The following is a 20,246-nucleotide window of genomic DNA, read 5'->3' on the forward strand; positions in this document are numbered from 1 at the left end:
CGGGGGTAAAAAAATGTTAACTACTACTAAGCAGATGCTGAAAAAAGCATATGCTGGACATTATGCAGTTCCTGCTATTAATACGCAGGGAGGAACGTATGATATGATACGTGCTATCTGTATGGCAGCAGAAGAGATGCATTCTCCAATAATTTTAGCTCATTATACAGCTACAGCTGCCTATTCAGGCCATGAGTGGTTTTACCAGACAGCAAAATGGATGGCTGAGCACGTAAATGTGCCGGTAGCGATTCATTTGGACCATGGTAAAAGCATGGAAGAATGTGTGCAGATGTTAAAAATTGGGTTTACATCCGTTATGTATGACGGTTCCATATTTGGTGTTGAAGAAAACGCGAAAAATACAAATGAAGTCATAAAGGTCTGCAATGCTGTTGATATTCCGGTTGAAGCTGAAATCGGGGAGCTTGCCCGGTTAGATGATCAGGGTAACTTAACAGGAAGTTCCAATAAAGCGGACCCTGACATGGTCAAAAAATATTTAGCATTGTGTCAGCCGGATTCTCTTGCCATCAGTATAGGAAATGCCCATGGATTTTATAAAGGTGAAGTGGATATTGATGTGGAGATACTTGAAAAATGCAGGGAATTTACAGATATTCCTTTCGTACTTCATGGGTGTACCGGAATGGATGAAAAACTAATACGCAGATCATTAAACAGTGGAGTATCGAAAATTAATTTTGGAACTCAGATACGTTATCAATATGTCAAATATGTAGAAGAAGGTATTAGAGAAGGTGTTGATCAGGGGCATGCATGGAGACTGTCCCAATATGCATCAAATTCCCTTATTGATGATATAAAGAAGATCATAGTATTAGCCGGATCTGAGGGTAAGGCATAAGAGAATTTATCAATAGGAAAACTTTCCCATGGAAAATTTTTATTGATACAGGTATCTAAATGAAGTATGATACTATATATCAAATTAATTAATGTGTTTGGTTTGTAAGGGGATAACGTATGAAGAAAAAGAAAGAATTTTCCTATGTTACAAGAGCTGATGTTGCTAAAAAAGCAGGTGTTAGTGTAACCGTAGTATCCTATGTACTTAACAATAACCGGTATGTTGACAAAGATAAAAGGGATCGAGTATTAAAAGCGGTAAAAGAATTAAATTATACACCGAATACATTAGCAAGGGCACTTAAGGGAAAGGGAAGTAAACATATAATATTTATTGTAGAAAATACCTCAAATGAGCGATTTGGAATTCTGGTAGGAGAAATGGATAAGTATGCATATGAGAAGGGTTATGTTGTAAGTTTGTGTGCAAATCGGAATCAGCCGGAATTAATCCAATCAATTATCAGCAGAAGATTTGACGGTGTTATCATCAGCTCCATCAGTTTTAAAGATGAATATATTGAAGAACTTGTAAATGCCGGTATACCTGTAGTAGTTTTGGTATCCAGAGATTATGATTCAGTTGACGGAGTAGCAAAGTTGGATACAGGGCTTTATCAGGGAGCAAGGGATTGTGTTAAATATTTTTATAATCAGGGCAGAAGGAATATTATTTATATAGACCGTATATCCAACAGAAATCATTTTAGTACTATGTCCGATTTTCGTTATCGGGGATTCGTACATCAGATGGAGGAATATGGATTACCCTATGAAAATCATATAATTACCGGATGCGCTTCGGAAGATGAGTTACGGGATAAACTGGGTGGATATTTAGAAAACCATGCTGTGGATGCCGTTTTAGGAAGAAATGATAAAATGGCATGTGTTGCAATGAATGCAGTAATCAGCAAAGGTTATAAAGTACCGTCGGAGATTGGTTTTATAGGATTTGATGATTCCAGTGTGTGCCGATTGGTAACACCCACATTAACGTCAGTAAGAATGCAGGAAGAGAATATAGCTGAGGCGGCAATAAACATGTTATACAGAATGCATACGGAACCGGCGGTTCCCGAAATGGTAAAATTCTCTACGGAGTTGATTATAAGACATAGTACAGACTCTTAGCTGCCTGATTTAAACGCAATACAAGAGAGGAGAAAAGTTATGCCTTTGATACCATTACGGCCTTTGTTAGAGGCTACACATAAATATCATTTTGCCCAGGGAGCATTTAATGTTAATGCAATCGCCCAGGCAAAAGCAGTAATAGAAGTTCATGAAATGTTTCGCTCAGCAGCTATTTTGCAAGGAGCGGATCTTGCAAACGGGTTTATGGGAGGACGCACTGATTTTTTGAATGCTACACTTGAAGATAAAAAGCTTGGAGCTAAGATTATTGCAGAGGAAGTAAGAAAATGCGGTGAAACTTCGGCAATACCGGTAGTGCTTCACCTGGACCACGGAAAAGATTTTGATTCAGTAAAGGCAGCAATAGAGGGAGGATATACTTCTGTTATGATTGATGGATCTTCCCTGGCTTTCGAACAAAATGTGGAATTGACAAGAGAAGTTGTTAAATATGCACACAAAAGAGGCGTTTCGGTAGAAGGAGAGCTGGGCGTATTAGCCGGTGTGGAAGATCATGTATTTTCTAAGAATTCAACATATACAAATCCCTTAATGGCCGTAGAGTTTATCCGTAAAACGGGAGTAGACTGCCTGGCTATCTCATATGGTACTATGCATGGGGCTTCCAAAGGAAAAGACGTCAAATTAAGAAAAGAAATTGTAATAGCAATTAAGGAATGCCTGAACCATGAGAATCTGTTCGGAGTCCTGGTATCTCACGGTTCCTCTACCGTTCCCCAATATATCGTTAATGAGATAAATTCCCTTGGCGGAAATGTGCAGAATGCATACGGCATATCGGTTGATGAGCTGAAACAGGCTATTCCCTGCGGTATCGGTAAAATCAATGTGGATACGGATATTCGTCTGGCGGTAACAAGAAATATGAGGGAGTATTTTCTAAGTTACCCTGAAAAGCAAAAGAGTACTTCCATTGGAGAAATTTATAACCTGCTGGAAGAAAAGAAAGACCAGTTTGACCCAAGAGTATTCCTTACTCCCATAATGGATACAGTTATGTATGGAACGGTACCTGATGAAGATGTGGCAGCAATTGTAGATTGTATCGAAAGTGGTGTAAAGGAAGCGGTTGGCGGTTTAATAACGGAATTTGGCTCTTTTGGAAAAGCACCGTTGGTAGAAAATGTTTCATTGGATGAAATGGCAGAACGTTATAAGAAGATTGACGCAAATTTATAAAATATCTTGTCAGAAAAAAGAATAGGCAATCGAGAAACTATTAATTTTTGCTTGTCTCGCAAGTAGCTATTTCAGATAAAATCGTGAGGAAAAAATATATGAAAAATAATCTATTAATCGTTCATGGAGGAGGTCCAACCGCTGTTATTAATGCTTCTCTTTATGGTGTAATTACAGAAGCACAAAAAAGCGATAAGATCGATAAGATATATGGAGCAATCGGAGGTTCAGAAGCCATTTTAAATGAAAATTTCCTTGATTTAGGCAAAACAGAGAAAAATCAGTTGGAATTACTTCTTACGACTCCCGGCTCCGCAATTGGTTCCTCCAGGTATGCGCTGGATCAGAAAGATTATGACCGTATGGTGGATATATTTAAAAGAAATAACATTAAATATGTTTTGTTTAATGGCGGTAACGGAACAATGGATACCTGCGGAAAGGTCAGCAAAGTCTGCGAAAAAGAAGAAATCTATGTCGTTGGAATACCCAAAACCATTGATAATGATATTTCAATTATAGATCACGCGCCGGGTTATGCAAGTGCGGCCAAATATATAGCCGTAACAACAGCCGAAATAGGACAGGATGTAAAATCACTGCCGATTCATGTATGCGTGATTGAGGCCATGGGACGGAATGCAGGATGGATAACGGCGGCATCCGCACTAGCAAGACAGAATAAAAAGGATGCACCTCATCTCATTTATCTTCCGGAAAGACCGTTTGATGAAGAGGAATTTTTAGAAGACGTTAAAAAATTATATGAAAAACTTGGCGGAGTTGTAGTAGTAGTCAGTGAAGGACTTAAGAATAAGGAGGGTGAATCTATTGTTCCTCCCATCTTTAAATCCGACAGGGCAGTTTATTACGGTGATGTAAGTTCACACCTTGCTAATCTGGTAGTAAAGAAACTGGGTATCAAAGCCAGAAATGAAAAACCGGGTATTAGCGGACGGTCTTCCATAGGACTTCAATCAGATATTGATCGGGAAGAAGCTATAATAGTGGGAGCAGAAGCCGTAAAAGCTGCATTGGATCATAATACAGGAGTTATGGTAGCAATTAACCGTGTACCTGGTGATACCTATCAAATAAAAACCAGTCTGGTTCCTATAGAAGAGGTTATGCTCCATGAAAGAATCCTTCCTGAAAAATATATCAATGAAAGAGGAAATGATGTAACACAGGATTTTATCGATTGGTGTAAACCATTAATCGGAGATCAAATAAATAAATTTATCAGTTTTAAGGATGTTTTATAATTTAAGCTTACCCACCTCCCAAAAAAACCTCCTGTGCATGGAAAGTTAAAACATGTACAGGAGGTTTTATTCGTAAAGGAGCTTTAAAATAATAGACTTATTTGCCTTTCTTAAAATATGAAATATTTTAATTTTTATAGCCGGTTAAACAAACGTTTGAGTAAAATCTGGTCTTCTATGATAATTACTTTTTTATAATAATTCTTCAATAATCATTGCTCGTAAAATACTTGGCTGTTCATATTCCCGTTTTCCTGCCCCTAAACCTGATTTTACTATTTTAAATTCCTTTGGCAATTTATCTTTCGTACGAATGGCTGCAGCTATTGCAGCTCCCGTTGGTGTTACTAATTCTCCGTTTATATTTGTAATATGAAGTGGAATATTATAGTCGGCAACAATATTAACTACTGCAGGGACAGGAACGGGGAGTTTTCCGCCACGGCATTTAATATGTCCGTTACCGTCATGTAATTCAGTGATGACAACCTCTTTGATGCCAAGATTATCAAGACAAATAGCGGCTGATACAATATCAACGATAGAATCAATTGCCCCAAGTTCATGAAAGTAGACTTTATCAAGGGGTTTTCCATGAGCTTTTGCCTCAGCTACGGCATCGATATAAAATATTTTCTTTGCTGTTTTCTTGGCTTCCTCAGAAATATTGGAATTATCAATGATAGCATTAATATCATATAAATTTCGGTTTTCATGAAAACCAAGTTTGACATGTAAGTGTTCTTGTGATTGTATAGTTAAATTTAAATTATCAGAATTAGCTGATAGCGCATATTCCTCGTCTTTCTCCAGTATTACATCGAAATCACAGGCTATAAGCCCGGATTTATCCTTTTGACTGATTTTTATTTTATATCCATCAACATTAAGGCTATTAAGGCCATCCCGTAATACTTTCTGATCAGCTCCTAAATCAAGCAAAGCGGCTACGGTCATATCACCGCTGATACCGGAATAACATTCTAAATATAAAGTTTTTTCATTCATAATAACACCTATTGCATACCACCTCTCAGAGAGAGGTGATACTGCCATAATAAAAAATTGAAAGAATCTATACCTGGCAGACCTTTCTATACAAAAATTTTCTTTCAACTTAAATCCATTCCTGTTTTTGATTTCATTATATAACAATATGTTATTTCAATAAGCATTTAAGCTTTTTTATTTTTTAGCGGAACAGCTTTCTCTTGTAATGATTGTAAAAGGCAGCTCTACTTTGATAGGAAGGGTTTTTCCGTTTTCAATACGGTCAATTAATATTTTGGCCGTCATCTTACCCAGTTCCTCCATTGGTACCCGGATAGTTGTCAACATGGGTGACATATATTGGGCAGTGTCGATATCGTCAATACTGATCAGGGATATATTGCCGGGAATCGTAAATCCTTTCTCCTTAATTGCTTTCATTGCTCCGATTGCTGTTAAGTCATTGGCACAAAATAATGCTGTAACGTTCTGATCTTTCTTTAGATATTCCTTTACGCCGTTATAACCGCCCTCTGAAGAAATAGGTGTAACGATAATGTTCTCCCTGAGGACCGGTAATTTCAATTGATTCATAGCATCAAGGTAACCTTGATATCTAAGTTCTTTATGTTTCTCACCGACATAACCAATAGAAGTATGTCCAAGTTTATGCAGGTAATTAACTGCTGCTATGGAAGCTTGATACCCGTCACAGATAACCTGGTCAAAGTCAGTATCTATGATATTCAGACCGGTATAAACGACATGTTTATATTGCTTTTTAATAAAATTTAAAAGGTTTTTATCAAATCTTCCAAGAACGGCAATTCCGTTTACCTGGTTATTGGTAATTAAATGAAATGTATTGGCGTCATTCATGTCATATGCAGAAAAAGAATACTTGAGAATGTATCCCTGCCTGAAAGCTTCCTGTTCCAGAGCCCGGGCTATTTGCGAGAAAAAGGGATCATTTAGTGTATCTTTGGAACGGGCAAAAATGCACCCGATGGATTTAACGGGTATTAATGAACTACCCGAATCACTTCCTAATTTTAAGTTTCTGGCAGAAGAATTTGGGATATAGTTCGTTTCCCTGATAATTCTCCATATATTATCTTTAACCTCTTGACTGGCTACTTTTGTATTACCATGATTTATTACGCGGGAAACCGTAGATACAGAAACTCCGGCTAAATCTGCTATTTCTTTTAAAGTCATGAGATGACCTCCTATAGAAAATTATTCTTATGAAACAGATTTTGAACTTATAGCATATGTCTTTAGTTGTATTATACAAATTATATTATAACATTACGACTGAATAATACGCAAACGTTTGTGTAAAAAATGACGAAAATTTGTATGTTTTTAAAAATTCATATGATATCATTAACACATGAAAGCAAGGAAAAAGGAAAGGATGAATTTATGAAATACATATACCTGAATTTAAAAAGATTTGATATTCCCACAAAATACGGCGGGGTAAACCGTATTGCCGATCCCAGGGAATGGGGAGAGTTTATTGTAAGCCATACGCAAAAAGCAGTAAACCTTTATAACAAAAATGAGTTGGAATTTGTTATGTTTCTGCCGGAAGCCCATCTAATCGGAGCAATTAAGGCTTTAGAAGACGGCAGCAGCCTTGAAATCGGCAGTCAGAGTATTTATCGTGAAGATACGGCTGTTGGTGGTAATTTCGGTGCTTTTACAGCACAGAGAACAGGTAATGCCATGAAAGCGATCGGCTGTACATCTACTATAATCGGGCATTGCGAAGAAAGAAAAGATAAAACGGGCATTTTAACAGAGGCAGGTATAACGGATACCGATGCTGTTAACAGGATTTTAAATAAAGAGATTAAAGCAGCTATTGCAGCAGGACTTAAGGTGTTATACTGCATAGGTGAAAGTATGGATGAGCAGGTAAATTGGCAGGAAGTATTAAGAAAACAGCTGGAGATCGGCTTGGACGGAGTTGATATGAGCAGGGTTACAATTGCTTACGAACCGATTTGGGCCATCGGACCAGGGAAAATACCTCCGGATAAAGAATACATAAAGAAGATCGCTAAATTTGTAAAAGAAGTAACAAAAGGATGCCCTGTTGTTTATGGCGGGGGACTGAAAACAGATAATGCTAATATGTTAGCTTCTATTTCTGAAATCGACGGCGGTTTAATTGCATTAACAAGATTCCAGGGAGAAATTGGTTTCTATCCGGAGGAGTACTTAGAGATAATTAAAACCTATTTAGGGAAATAATGAACTTAATAAATACTAATTGGGAAACCAGAAGACTGGACAACCAGATAAGAAAGAGAGGATACATTATGAAATTATCATTTGAATATGGACATGGAACAATGGAGGCTAACCTGCCGGATAATACGGATATATTTATTCCAGGAGAAACGGTGTCTGATCCGCCGCATATACCAGAAGATCAATTAGTGGAAAAAACATTGGAATCCATTCGCAATCCTATTGGGATGGAACCATTAACAAAGCTTGCGAAGAAAGGATCTAAAGTAACAATCGTATTTCCGGATCGTGTTAAAGGCGGTGAACAACCTACTGCTCATCGTAAAGTATCTATTAAATTAATTCTTAAAGAATTATACAGTGTAGGAGTTGAAAAGAAAGACATTCTACTCATATGTTCCAATGGTCTCCACAGAAAAAATACGGAAAAAGAGATCCGCGGTGTTTTGGGAGATGAACTTTTTAATGAATTCTGGTATTCTCATCAGATTATGAATCATGACAGTGAAGATTATGACCATCTTGTGGATTTAGGAGTAACTGACAGGGGAGACCCGGTTATTATGAATAAATATGTTTATGACAGTGATGTGGCTATCCTGATCGGACATACCCAAGGTAATCCCTACGGCGGTTATTCAGGCGGTTATAAACACTGCTCCACCGGCATTACTCATTGGAGGTCTATTGCCTCCCATCATGTACCGGAAGTAATGCATCGAAAGGACTTTGTGCCTGTCAGCGGGCATTCCATGATGAGAACAAAGTTTGATGAAATTGGACAGCATATGGAAAAATGTATGGGAAAGAAATTTTTCTGCTGTGATGCGGTCCTTGATACGCAGTCAAGGCAGATCGCAATTTTTTCTGGATATGCCAAAGAGATGATGCCGCTTTCCTGGAAGATAGCAGATAAAAGAACTTATGTACCGTTTGCAGAGAAAAAATACGATGTGTTAGTATTTGGTATGCCCCAATTCTTCCATTATGGTGACGGTATGGGAACTAACCCGATTATGTTAATGCAGGCATTATCTGCACAAGTAATCCGTTTTAAAAGAATTATGAGTGAAAATTGCGTGATTATATGTTCTTCCATATGCAACGGTTATTTTCATGATGAATTATGGCCATATCTCAGAGAAATGTATGATATGTTCCAAAAAGACGGTATGAATACGTTGCCTGATATGAACCGTCTTGGAGAATATTTTGCAACGAATGAAGAGTATATCAGACAATACCGCTACGCAAATGCATTTCATCCTTTTCATGGTTTCTCCATGATATCCTGCGGACATATTGCAGAACAAAATACATCCGCCATCTATATTGTGGGTGCAGAACAGCCGGGATACGCAAGAGGTATGGGATTAAAGACCAGAGCAACGTTTGAAGAAGCTTTAATGGATGCAAAGAAAAAATTTGTAGGACAGAATCCAAATATTCTGGCATTGCCTATGACTTATAAGAAAGCGTCCGTTCATCTTTTAATGAAAGACGAAGTATATAACGGATAATTTAACTTAATATACTAGACCGGCGGGATAAAATCCAATTTTAATTAAATCAGCAATTCTAATTGATTATTCTGCCGGTTTTAATGACATTAGGTTATTTCACAATTTTCCAATGGAATAGTAACTGAAATGTAGTGAATATTGGAGAAATTGCTTAAGGGAGGAAGTTCATTGTATTTTATATTTTTATTAATCAGCTTTATGGCTTCCGTTGCTGGTGCTATATGTGGGATTGGGGGAGGAGTAATAATTAAACCTGTACTTGATGCTACCGGTCTCATGGGGGTAAGCTCTATCAGTTTCTTATCCGGCTGTACCGTATTGTCAATGTCAGTTATTTCTGTATTTAAGTCAATGAAAAGAGGAAATACATCTGTTAATATAAAGATTGCGACACCTCTTGCAGTTGGAGCGGCAATAGGCGGTATTCTAGGGAAAGCTTTGTTCCAGTATGCATATGATATATTTCCGGATGAGAATAAGGTTGGTGCAGTACAGGCAATGGTACTGGTCTTAATTACGCTGGGAACCTTGATCTATACAATAAATGTTTCAAAGATTAAAACACACAAATTAGAAAATAGTTATCTCTGTATAATAATCGGACTACTCCTCGGATTATTATCAGCGTTTTTAGGAATAGGCGGAGGGCCAATTAATATAATATTACTTTCCTACTTTTTTACCATGGATACGAAACAGGCAGCAATAAATTCTTTATATATTATAATGTTTTCTCAGTTTGCAAGTCTTATTTCCACAATGATACATAGAACCATACCTGATTTTGAACCGCCTGTATTAATACTTATGGTATCTGCCGGTATTACCGGTGCTATGGTAGGGCAAAAAATCAATAAGAAATATACTGCAAAAGATGTGGATAAATTATTTATGGGACTTATGATGATTATAGTGTTTATAAATATTTATAATGTTATAAAATTTCTATTATAGTCCTAACACAGACAGGGATTTTCACTTGATTTACGTTTTCAGGGAAATACGTAAAAAGTGGAGATTGCTTAAGAACTTAAGCAGTTGGGGCGGGATTCTTTGAATTCCGCCCCATTTCTGTATTTTGGACGGTTACAAGAGCAGTAAAGAAAAATACACCGATTCGAATCAAAAATAGTATGAAAAAAGTTCATACTTAATTATATTGGCATTCCGGGATATAATCAGAACATGAAGAGATGGATGACAGCCATCAGGAAACAGAAAGGAATGTTAATATGAAATATAACACATCAAAACCAAAAAAGAAAGGCAACAGCTTTATTTCTAAAATTCCAAACAGCGTTTGGCTGCTTATTTCTTTCGCTGCGGCAATGATAGTGTGGTGGTTATTATCCATCAATCCGCAGACATCACGTAGTTTTCCGAACGTTCTTGTAGTTGCAGGTTCCATACGGACTATGGTGGACAGAGGAGTTTTCTTTAAGGATATGGGCAGCAGTTTAATTTCTGTAACCGCAGGGTTTGCATTAGGATTTGTTATTGCACTTCCGGTTGCCATATTAATGGCCTGGTACAGACCGGTTAGAAACATTATAGAACCGTGGATTCAGTTTGTCAGAAATATCCCCCCGTTAGCTTATGTTCCTCTTGTGGTTATATCGGCAGGTGTCGGGCGTAAACCGCAGATCATAGTGATTACGATTGCAACCTTTTTAACAATGGCGATAACAATCTTTCAGGGTGTAATTAATATTGATGAGACTCTCATTAAAGCAGCCAGAGTACTGGGGGCAAAAGACAAAGACATATTCTTAAAAGTTATAGCACCTGCTACTTTACCTTTCATAATTACCGCGGTCAGACTGGGAGCTTCCGTTGCATTAACAACCCTTATTGCAGCCGAATCAACCGGAGCGACGGCCGGTCTGGGGATGAGAATCCGGGCTTTGAACAATACATTTGAATCCGGGCCAATGCTTTTATACATTATAGTAATCGGCGTTATAGGTATCACTATTGAGAAACTGATAAAAATGCTTGAGAGGAGACTGACAGGATGGCAAGAGAAGAGAGAAATATAAAACTTAAAATAGATAATGTTAAAAAAGTTTATAATACACGTAATGGCGAGATGATAGCTTTAAATGGTATTAATCTTGACATAATGGAAAATGAATTTATCTGTGTTGTCGGACCGTCCGGATGCGGTAAATCCACTCTCCTTAATATAATAGCCGGATTATCTGAAACCTCCTCTGGCAAGATTTATTGTGACGGACATGAAGTAACCGGAACCGGAACGGAAAGAGGAGTCGTATTTCAGCAATATGCATTATTCCCCTGGTTAACCGTGAAAAAGAATGTGGAATTCGGATTAAACTTAAAAGGAATCAAAGGGAAAGAAGCCTCGAAGCTTGCAATGAAATATATTAATATGGTTGATCTGGCGGACTTTAGCAACCACTATCCCAAAGAATTATCCGGTGGTATGAAACAGCGTGTGGCAATAGCAAGAGCTTATGCCGTAAACCCTTCCGTATTGCTGATGGATGAACCCTTCGGTGCACTGGATGCCCAGACCAGGACCCAGCTTCAGACAGAACTGCTTGAAACCTGGCAAAAAGAAAAAAAGACCTGCTTCTTTATTACCCATGATGTGGATGAAGCTATTATACTGGCACAAAAGGTCATCATTATGAGTGCAAGACCCGGACGTATTAAAGAAATCGTAGATATTAACATTCCATATCCCCGTAATCAGGAAACTAAAATGTCTAAAGATTTCTTAGATTTAAAAAATCATATTTGGGGACAGGTATATCAGGAGTATCTGGAGGTTAGAAAATAAACAGTAAATAATTATCAAGTTATTTATAAATATAAATACTTGTTAATTTATAAAAACTATTTAGGAGGAATCAACATGAAGAAGGTATTTAGCTTAGTATTAATCTTAATTATGGTTACTTCAGCGTTAATTGGGTGTGGAAGTAAAAACAATGGGAAGACAGAAACACAGTCAAACGAGACGACAGACGGGAATACCGTACAGGAAAACAACACAGCAGAAAATACGGCTGGTGAAAATGGGACAGCGGATACGAAAGTAGAAGAAATTACGTTAAACATAGGTTATATGCCCAACTATGCAAGCCTTTGCAGCGTTGTAGCCGGTATGAAAAAAGGGTATTTTACAGAACAGGGAATCAACGTTAATTTAGTTGAATTTGCAGACGGCCCCACAATTATATCTGCTATGGAATCCGGCAGCATAGATATCGGTTATATCGGACCCGGTGCCCACAAGCTTGCAATTCAGGGAAAGGCAGATATCATAGCGATATCCCATTATGGAAATGCAGATGCAGTTATAGGAAATGCCGATAAAGGAGTATCCTCCATAGAGGATTTAGCCGGTAAAACAATTGCTATGGCTTCCGGAACAACCAGTGAGACAATTTTAAATTTAACTCTTAAAAAAGCAGGATTAACCAGGGATGATGTAAAAATTATGGATATGGATGCATCTGCTATCGTTACTGCAATGCTTTCCGGCAGTGTTGATGCGGCGGCTACCTGGTCACCAAATACGTTTACAATTAAAAAAGAATTAGGTGATAAAGCAGTAGAACTTGCTAATAATAAAACGTATATCAGTGAATTCCCCTCCATCTGTTCCTGGGTTGCAAATCCGTCTTATGTAGAAAAAAATGCTGATATCGTTTTAAGATTTACAAAAGGCTTATTGAAAGCAATGGATTACAGGGCAGATAATAATGCGGAAGAAATTGCTGGATGGGTTGCTGAACAGACCGCTTTGGATAAAGCTTCTGTAATGGATCAGATATATGATGGAGATTGGATTAATACAACTGATGTAGTAAAGTCCATAGAAGACGGTACAATGGAAGCATATTATAAGGCACAACAGCAGAACTTTATAGACAGCGGGGATATAAAGGAAGAAGTAAATGTCAGTGATTATGTATTATTCCAGAACATGCTTGATGCGGCAAAATAAACTTTTATAGCATATCCTAAGATAAGGGGGTGTTGCAAATTCTTAAAGTATAAGCTTATGTGAGAGTACTTATAGTTTGCGGCAACCCCAAAGGATTATTGACCGGGAGGTAATAAATGCTTATTTTATTAATGATTTTTTTAATTATTGCATCCATATTGCTATTAATATTAAAACGTAATAAAGAATCGTTCTACCTCCTGGGTATGTGTATCAGCCTTACGGTCCATTTAACGGGAATTCTCATATTTATCGCTAAAAAAGGCGGTATATCCAGTAATCTGCAGGATTTTATTTTCCTGTCACGCAGTATAAAATCAAGTATACAATATCTTTTAATAACCTTAGACTGTCTGGGATTTATTATTGCTGTCGGAAGATATACATTTCCTATGTTTTTTTTGTTACTTGCAATGAATTATTCCATGATTCCCTGGGTACGGAGAAAAAAAGGGCTGCAATTGATAATCCTTGTTTTTCCGGCAATTTCACTCGCTTTATATTATCCTGATATATTCCGCAGCTTAACCTTAAACAAGCCCCAAATACAGGAGATAATTATAAACTTTTCAAGATATTGGATTTTCGTTTATGTATTGGCCGCATTTGTACTGCTGATTATTGAATTAGCTTCCATAACCATGAAGTTCTGCAAAAAGCAGTTTATCCAGATTATGGTTTTTATCATGTCAATTTCTATTGTATATTTACTCTACAGCGGGCAGGATCCGGCACAGGTTTACCAATTCTATTCGGATGACTATCTCTGGAAAAACGGTATTTATTATATGAATTCTGCTCTTTCTGTGCAGGCTTATACCATTATTATACTTAGTAATGTAATTTGCGGCATATTAGGGTTTGCCAGTTTTTTGAAATTTACGCAGAGAAGCTTTGCTGATAATCATGAAGAATTTGTTATGAAGAATAAATTCGATCATGTAAGCTTTGGAGCATCTGTTTTTGTCCATAGTATCAAGAACCAATTACTTGCAAACAGGGTCATTCATAAAAGAATTCAGACAATGTTTGAAAATGGTATTCAGGATACGGACCAGCTAAAAGATTATATCAATACCTTATCGGAGCAAAATGAATTAATGTTGTCCAGGCTGGATGAACTTTACCGGTCTATTAAATCCAACTCCATCTTTTTATTTCCTGTATCGATTGAGGCAATCTTTAATTGTGCTGTCGAACGTTTTCATAATAAATATCCTGATAAACAGGTAGAGGTGGTAATGGAAACCAATGCTGTGGTATTAGCTGATAAGACCCATCTTTGTGAGGCTGTTTACAATCTTCTCATAAATGCTCAGGAAGCAGTAAATGAAGCAGATCGGGGTGAGGAGGGGAAGATTTCATTGATTACCCATAACGAAAGACTTTATACGGTAATAGAAGTTAAGGATAATGGTACGGGTATCGGCAGGGAAAAATTAAAGAAAATATTCGATCCTTTTTTTACCAGCAAAAATTCAAATTTCAATTGGGGAATGGGACTTTATTATGTAAGAGCCATCGTCAAAGGCCATTTCGGAATTTTGCGTTATGAAAGTAAAGAAAAAGCAGGCAGCAGTTTTTATATTTTACTCCCGAAATACAAGGATTAGAGAAAGGAGTTGATTACCTTGGATGATCGTATCAGCTTACTCATAGCAGATGATTTCCCGATCTTATTGGAAGATTTAAGCGAGATTATTAATTCTCAACCGGATATGAAAGTGGTTGGAACTGCATTAAGCGGGCAAAAAATAGTCGAACTCGCTTCCCAGGTTGAATTTGATATTATTTTAATGGATATTGAGATGGAGAATCTTATGGCAGGAATTACCGCAACGGAACAGATTCGCGATAGGGACGGTACTGCCAAAATCATTTTTTTAACCGCCCATGAAACTAAGGATATTATTATAAACGCTATGGCTACGGGTGCAGTGGACTATATTGTGAAAGGCGGCAAGGAAGAAGAACTGTTGCATCATATCCGCAGTGCATATAATGATAATCCTGTTATGAAAGGTAAGGTCCAGCAGGTTTTGCTGCAGGAATATAAACGGTTACAGGAATCAGAAAAGAGTCTGTTATTTTTTATTAATAACATCTCAAAATTAACAAGTACGGAAAGAGCATTAGTCCGCCTTTTATTGAAAGACATGAAGGTAAATGAAATTGCAAAAGAAAGATGTGTAGAAGTAGTTACAATAAAAACACAGATTAAAGGTTTGCTCCGAAAATTCGGATGTAACCGAACAAAAGAAATTGTTAAGGTAATTAAAGAATTAAATTTAAGTCACTTATTTTAATAAATGACTAACACAGAAAGGAATTATTATAATGTCTATAGTACCATTAAGGCCTTTATTAGAGGCAACAGAAAAATATAACTTTGCTTTCGGAGCATTTAATATAAATGCCGTAGCTCAGGTAAAAGCTGCAATTGAGGTACATGAAATGTTCCGCTCTGCAGCTATATTACAGGGAGCTGATTTAGCAAACGGATTTATGGGAGGAAGAACCGATTTCTTAAATTCTACTTTGGAAGATAAGAAAAAGGGAGCAAAAAACATTGGAAATGCCGTTAGAAAATATGGTATGTACTCATCAGTTCCAGTAGTATTGCATCTTGACCATGGTAAAGATTTCGATTCTGTAAAAGCTGCCATAGACGGAGGGTATACTTCCGTTATGATAGACGGTTCTCATCTGCCTTTTGATGAAAATGTTGATTTAACCAGGGAAGTTGTAAAGTATGCCCATGAAAGAGGTGTTTCGGTAGAAGGAGAATTAGGGGTTTTAGCTGGTGTGGAAGACCATGTGTTCTCAGAAAACTCCACCTATACCCATCCTTTGAGTGCGGTGGAATTTTTCCGTAAAACCCAGGTAGACGCTCTGGCTATCTCCTACGGGACGATGCATGGAGCAATAAAAGGAAAGGATGTAAAGTTAAGAAAAGAAATAGTAATAGCAATTAAAGAATGTTTGAAGCATGAGAATATATTTGGTGTATTGGTATCCCATGGTTCTTCCACCGTACCGAAATATATCGTGGATGAAATAAATAGCCTTGGCGGTGACATTAAGAATGCAGACGGAATTGCAATAAGTGAATTAATGCAGGCCATTCATTGCGGTATTGGTAAGATCAATGTGGATACCGATATCCGTCTTGCGGTTACCAGAAATTTAAAAGAATTTTTTAAGTACAATCCATCAAAGAGGAACAGCTCTTCGATTGGTACAATCTATCAATTACTGGAAGAAAAGAAAAATCAGTTTGACCCAAGGGTTTTCTTAACGCCTGTTATGAACACGGTAATGTATGGAACCGTTCCGGATGATGATATAGCTGGCATCATAGAATGTATGGAAAAAGGAGTGAAAGAAGTAATCGGTGCCTTAATTGTTGAATTTGGATCAGTCGGTAAAGCGCCTCTGGTAGAAAGTGTTACATTGGAAGATATGATTGAAAGATATAAAAAATGTAATAATTGAAATCATATTTATGTATCTACTGATAACCATTAATTCGTATCAAAAATCATATGTTATAGGGTTTACATAATAGATAGCATTCATAATAATACAATTTCAATGTTATATAACATAATCCAGATCAAAACTTTATCTAAATTAAAAATCGATCAAAGCAGGAAAGAGGTAATAGAATTTATGAAAGTTGATGTTAGTACAAACAAAGCTGAAATGTTTTTAAGTTCAGATATTGTTGATGAAAAGATTAGAAAGGCTGCCATTCTTCAAAAGAAATTATATCAGGATAAAGACAGTAATCGGGTATTCGGCTGGACTCATGTTAAATCAGCCGCCGTACAGCTGGATGAAATAAAGGTAAAAGCAGCAGAAGTCAGGCGGAAAGCAGAAGTTTTTGTCATTGCAGGAGTAGGAGGTTCTAATCAGGCAGCCAGAGCTATGATCGAAGCCTTACAGGGAGAGGATGGGCCCAGGGTTATATATTTGGGGAACACGTTGTCGCCACATTATATTAATAAGATGATGGAGCAGTTAAAAGGTAAAAGTGTTTATATCAATGTAATAGCCAAGAATTTTGAAACATTGGAACCGGGTAGCCATTTTCGCATCTTAAGAAACTATATGGAAAAAATATATACTAAAGATGATATGTCAGAACGTGTGATTCTGACAGGAACCTATGGGTCAAGAATGGAAGAAATCGCAAAAGAGAATGGTTATACGTTCTTTTCCTTTCCGGAGGCAATTGGAGGAAGATATTCTGCATTTTCCCCAGTAGGTTTATTTCCAATAGCTGTAGCCGGTCTTGACATCGATAAATACTTAAAAGGAGTTGTTTCAGCTGAAGATTACTGCATGAAGCATACGGACAACAACCCTGCCTTAAAATATGCTGCTATTAGGAATTCATTATATGAGAAAAATTATAATATTGAGCTCTTAACAGCTTTTGAACCGCAATTTACTTATTTTACAAAATGGTGGGTACAGCTATTTGGGGAAAGTGAAGGTAAAAATCTGATGGGAATATTCCCTACAGCAGCTATCTACTCCGAAGACCTTCATTCAATGGGGCAATATATGCAGGATGGACGGCGTAATCTGATTGAAACTTTTATTAAGGTAAAAAACACTAATTCCAGTGTAATAGTAAACGAAGATAAAAAGTTTCGCGATGGATTTGATTATCTAGAAAATATGGATTTTAATACGATTAATAAAGTAGCAGAGAGAGCTACAATCGAAGCACATACAAAAGGCGGAGTACCATGCATAGAATTTGAGGTTGAAGAAATTTCTGAAGAGACTTTCGGTGCTTTTTATTATATTTTTATGTTGGCATGTGCTTTATCCGGACTTCTCATGGGGGTAAATCCATTTGATCAGGAGGGGGTAGAAGAGTATAAGAGGAGTATGTTTATAGGATTGGGTAAAAATTAAACAATGACATACCCGTAATAGCACCTGGGAAAACTTCAGAGGACAAGAAGGGGATCCCTGGAAAGGAGTAGTCTGAGGTCTTGAAACAGAGGAGGAAAATTTGATTAGCTTTTAAGGTATACACATGAGCTCTTATTTTCTTATCAGAAGCATAAAAATCTATATCCTTTTGATTATTTGGGACCGAAATTTGACTGGCCGGATTATGCTCCCTAAGGAAACAACGGAAGAAGTGGAACATGAACTGATTATACAAGGACGGCTGCAATGATAAACGATTGACAGCCGTCTTATGTTTTATTTATTAAGTTCATCTACCTCACATTTTTTGGGGTTTCTTGGAAACCATCCTTTCTTAACACGTTCTTCCTGCTCAATAATTTCATGAATAGCCCAAAGAGACGAAAATCCGAATACTCCGGCAATAGAGGAAAGCATTACGGAATTTATAAATAAAGATAAGAAAACGCCTATGATGCCAACAATCAAAAAAATCGGCCAGACTTTTTTGCCAAAATAATATTCAAATTTAATTACAATAGGATGAAAGATGCCTATGATTAGAAATGTTACAATACCGATAATTATACCCTGTAGATTCATTTTAAGCTCCATTGCATAACACATCTGTTTAAAGATGTGTCCTTTCTGTTATTACTTTGTTACAGGAAAAGCAGATACTTAAGAGCAGTTTACGTTTTCAATACCCAAACTTTTCTTTAAGGCAATAATATCATAAATTACCTTATATTGTCTAATAATTTTTAACAAAGATATACTTCAATTATTTGCAGAATTCGAAGATCCGGGTTAACCTTTGATATATTTGTTCGATTTTGTACCAGGTAACAGCATTAATAGTACCTGTCACAGGAAGGTTGAATACTTTTTGAAATGCTGCAACTGCAGATTGAGTCTTTGGATTAAATATTCCATCTGCTTCCAAGAGTGGTAGTTCATCATAAGCACGAGCAATAACATGCAGATTCTGTTGCATTAGTTTCACAGCATCCGAGTTACTCCCCTCAGACAGTATAACATCTGGCCAGACCTGTATTCCGGTTATGTTATTAGTATAATTAATATACATCGATTCATTATAATAGGTATGTAGAATATCTATTGCTTTATAACCCTGGTCTCCCAGAAATTTAGAACCCCACAGGGATATCATATTTTGACAGGTCACTGATTTTCCAATACATGCCTGGGTTAATATTGGCTGATTGACATCCGGTAAGGATAGAAAGTAATTAAACACATAGTCTACCGCTAAACTGATATTGTTATCAATATTTCTTCCATAAATCCAAATCTGGTCAAAGGCAGTGGACGAGGTTAAATCAAAATCATAACCCTGTCGGTGATACCAATCCGTAAAAACCCGGTTTAAAGAAAAAGACAGCCTGGTTAAAATATTAGCATAGATGGTTTCATGGGGCCAAGTAGCGTAAATTTGGCTGGAGACAACGTTTTTTATATATTCCCGGTATTCTATTTTGTAGTTTCTGGCAGTTAAATCGGTGGGGATTCCATTGTGAACTATAATAAATTCCGGGATTACTACTGATTTATTTACTTGTGCTTCTATATGAGTTTTTACTTCTTCCTCGTAAATTTTAGGCGGATAATTACCGAACAGAAAATTGGGACCGATAGTTATGAGTTTACTTATATCCGTATTAGCATCTTTAAGTGGCATCCTGACCGGTTGGATGGTTTTTACATAAGGTAGAATTTGTGCACTGTCAATTTCAACCGTTTGAAGACCCGGAGCCGAAATAACCAGCATGTATTCTGAATATGGTTGATAATTTGTGGGTTCCATACTGTATTCAATTGGAGGAGCAGGTAATTCTATTTCTATGGTTTTTCCTGAGCTGTCTGTACTTAATATATCAATAACCGTATTGGGATTATATTTGTGAAATATTTGAATTTCTGCATTTTCAACGGGTCTCGATCCTAATTCACACACAACCTGGACTTGTAATATACCATAATATTTTCTTCTTTCCTGGGTCGGATAAATTCTATTATTTATATACATAGTTAACTCCCATCAGCGATTGTCGTATTGAAATA

Annotated in this window: 18 protein-coding genes; 14 read left to right on the forward strand and 4 right to left on the reverse strand. The window is 36.9% G+C overall.

Annotated features, from left to right (window positions below):
* Nucleotides 1-13 precede the first annotated feature (13 nt).
* The 4 genes from RBU59_RS21620 (at nucleotide 14) to RBU59_RS21635 (ending at nucleotide 4,472) form a co-directional block, all read left to right on the forward strand.
* The gene (locus RBU59_RS21620) at nucleotides 14-868 is read left to right on the forward strand and encodes a class II fructose-bisphosphate aldolase (RefSeq protein WP_308144549.1); all 855 of its coding nucleotides are present in this window, start codon (nucleotides 14-16) and stop codon (nucleotides 866-868) included.
* A gap of 119 nt (nucleotides 869-987) precedes the next feature.
* The gene (locus RBU59_RS21625; RefSeq protein WP_308144550.1) at nucleotides 988-2,004 is read left to right on the forward strand and encodes a LacI family DNA-binding transcriptional regulator; all 1,017 of its coding nucleotides are present in this window, start codon (nucleotides 988-990) and stop codon (nucleotides 2,002-2,004) included.
* A gap of 39 nt (nucleotides 2,005-2,043) precedes the next feature.
* A complete protein-coding gene (locus tag RBU59_RS21630) occupies nucleotides 2,044-3,207 on the forward strand; it encodes a class II fructose-bisphosphate aldolase (RefSeq protein WP_308144551.1) in 1,164 nt (387 codons plus the stop codon).
* Between the two features lie 98 nt (nucleotides 3,208-3,305).
* On the forward strand, nucleotides 3,306-4,472 hold the full coding sequence (locus RBU59_RS21635; protein WP_308144552.1) for a diphosphate--fructose-6-phosphate 1-phosphotransferase: 1,167 nt from the start codon (nucleotides 3,306-3,308) through the stop codon (nucleotides 4,470-4,472).
* 192 nt (nucleotides 4,473-4,664) lie between these two features.
* Here the strand turns inward: RBU59_RS21635 and RBU59_RS21640 are convergent, their stop codons facing one another.
* Nucleotides 4,665-5,480 (reverse strand): LarC family nickel insertion protein, encoded by an 816-nt coding sequence (locus RBU59_RS21640; protein ID WP_308144553.1) that lies wholly within the window; start codon nucleotides 5,478-5,480, stop codon nucleotides 4,665-4,667.
* Nucleotides 5,481-5,657: 177 nt separating this feature from the next.
* Nucleotides 5,658-6,680: a LacI family DNA-binding transcriptional regulator gene (locus RBU59_RS21645; RefSeq protein ID WP_308144554.1), complete on the reverse strand. Its 1,023-nt coding sequence runs from the start codon at nucleotides 6,678-6,680 to the stop codon at nucleotides 5,658-5,660.
* Between the two features lie 210 nt (nucleotides 6,681-6,890).
* On the opposite strand from RBU59_RS21645, the gene RBU59_RS21650 reads away from it, so the two are divergent.
* The 10 genes from RBU59_RS21650 (at nucleotide 6,891) to RBU59_RS21695 (ending at nucleotide 18,161) form a co-directional block, all read left to right on the forward strand.
* Nucleotides 6,891-7,727, forward strand: a complete 837-nt coding sequence (locus RBU59_RS21650) for a triose-phosphate isomerase family protein (RefSeq protein ID WP_308144555.1) — start codon at nucleotides 6,891-6,893, stop codon at nucleotides 7,725-7,727.
* Between the two features lie 68 nt (nucleotides 7,728-7,795).
* Entirely contained in the window at nucleotides 7,796-9,247 is a 1,452-nt protein-coding gene (locus tag RBU59_RS21655; RefSeq protein ID WP_308144556.1) for a lactate racemase domain-containing protein, read from the forward strand.
* A 171-nt stretch (nucleotides 9,248-9,418) separates the two neighbouring features.
* The gene (locus RBU59_RS21660) at nucleotides 9,419-10,204 is read left to right on the forward strand and encodes a sulfite exporter TauE/SafE family protein (protein ID WP_308144557.1); all 786 of its coding nucleotides are present in this window, start codon (nucleotides 9,419-9,421) and stop codon (nucleotides 10,202-10,204) included.
* A 278-nt stretch (nucleotides 10,205-10,482) separates the two neighbouring features.
* Nucleotides 10,483-11,289 (forward strand): ABC transporter permease, encoded by an 807-nt coding sequence (locus RBU59_RS21665; protein WP_308144558.1) that lies wholly within the window; start codon nucleotides 10,483-10,485, stop codon nucleotides 11,287-11,289.
* A complete protein-coding gene (locus RBU59_RS21670; protein ID WP_308144559.1) occupies nucleotides 11,265-12,056 on the forward strand; it encodes an ABC transporter ATP-binding protein in 792 nt (263 codons plus the stop codon). Before RBU59_RS21665 ends, RBU59_RS21670 begins: the two co-directional genes overlap by 25 nt.
* Nucleotides 12,057-12,131: 75 nt before the next feature.
* Nucleotides 12,132-13,229: an ABC transporter substrate-binding protein gene (locus RBU59_RS21675; RefSeq protein ID WP_308144560.1), complete on the forward strand. Its 1,098-nt coding sequence runs from the start codon at nucleotides 12,132-12,134 to the stop codon at nucleotides 13,227-13,229.
* A gap of 116 nt (nucleotides 13,230-13,345) precedes the next feature.
* On the forward strand, nucleotides 13,346-14,842 hold the full coding sequence (locus RBU59_RS21680) for a sensor histidine kinase (protein ID WP_308144561.1): 1,497 nt from the start codon (nucleotides 13,346-13,348) through the stop codon (nucleotides 14,840-14,842).
* A gap of 18 nt (nucleotides 14,843-14,860) precedes the next feature.
* On the forward strand, nucleotides 14,861-15,535 hold the full coding sequence (locus tag RBU59_RS21685; protein ID WP_308144562.1) for a response regulator transcription factor: 675 nt from the start codon (nucleotides 14,861-14,863) through the stop codon (nucleotides 15,533-15,535).
* Nucleotides 15,536-15,566: 31 nt separating this feature from the next.
* A complete protein-coding gene (locus RBU59_RS21690; RefSeq protein ID WP_308144563.1) occupies nucleotides 15,567-16,724 on the forward strand; it encodes a class II fructose-bisphosphate aldolase in 1,158 nt (385 codons plus the stop codon).
* 177 nt (nucleotides 16,725-16,901) lie between these two features.
* A complete protein-coding gene (locus RBU59_RS21695) occupies nucleotides 16,902-18,161 on the forward strand; it encodes a glucose-6-phosphate isomerase (RefSeq protein WP_308144564.1) in 1,260 nt (419 codons plus the stop codon).
* 297 nt (nucleotides 18,162-18,458) lie between these two features.
* Here RBU59_RS21695 and RBU59_RS21700 read toward each other — a convergent pair whose 3' ends face one another.
* Nucleotides 18,459-18,764 carry a DUF4491 family protein gene (locus RBU59_RS21700; protein WP_308144565.1) on the reverse strand — a complete coding sequence of 102 codons (306 nt, stop codon included), beginning with the start codon at nucleotides 18,762-18,764 and terminating at the stop codon, nucleotides 18,459-18,461.
* A 181-nt stretch (nucleotides 18,765-18,945) separates the two neighbouring features.
* Nucleotides 18,946-20,211, reverse strand: a complete 1,266-nt coding sequence (locus RBU59_RS21705) for a peptidoglycan-binding domain-containing protein (protein ID WP_308144566.1) — start codon at nucleotides 20,209-20,211, stop codon at nucleotides 18,946-18,948.
* Nucleotides 20,212-20,246 lie beyond the last annotated feature (35 nt).

Origin of the sequence: Anaerocolumna sp. MB42-C2 (genome assembly GCF_030913705.1) — a bacterium.
Classification (GTDB): domain Bacteria; phylum Bacillota; class Clostridia; order Lachnospirales; family Lachnospiraceae; genus Anaerocolumna.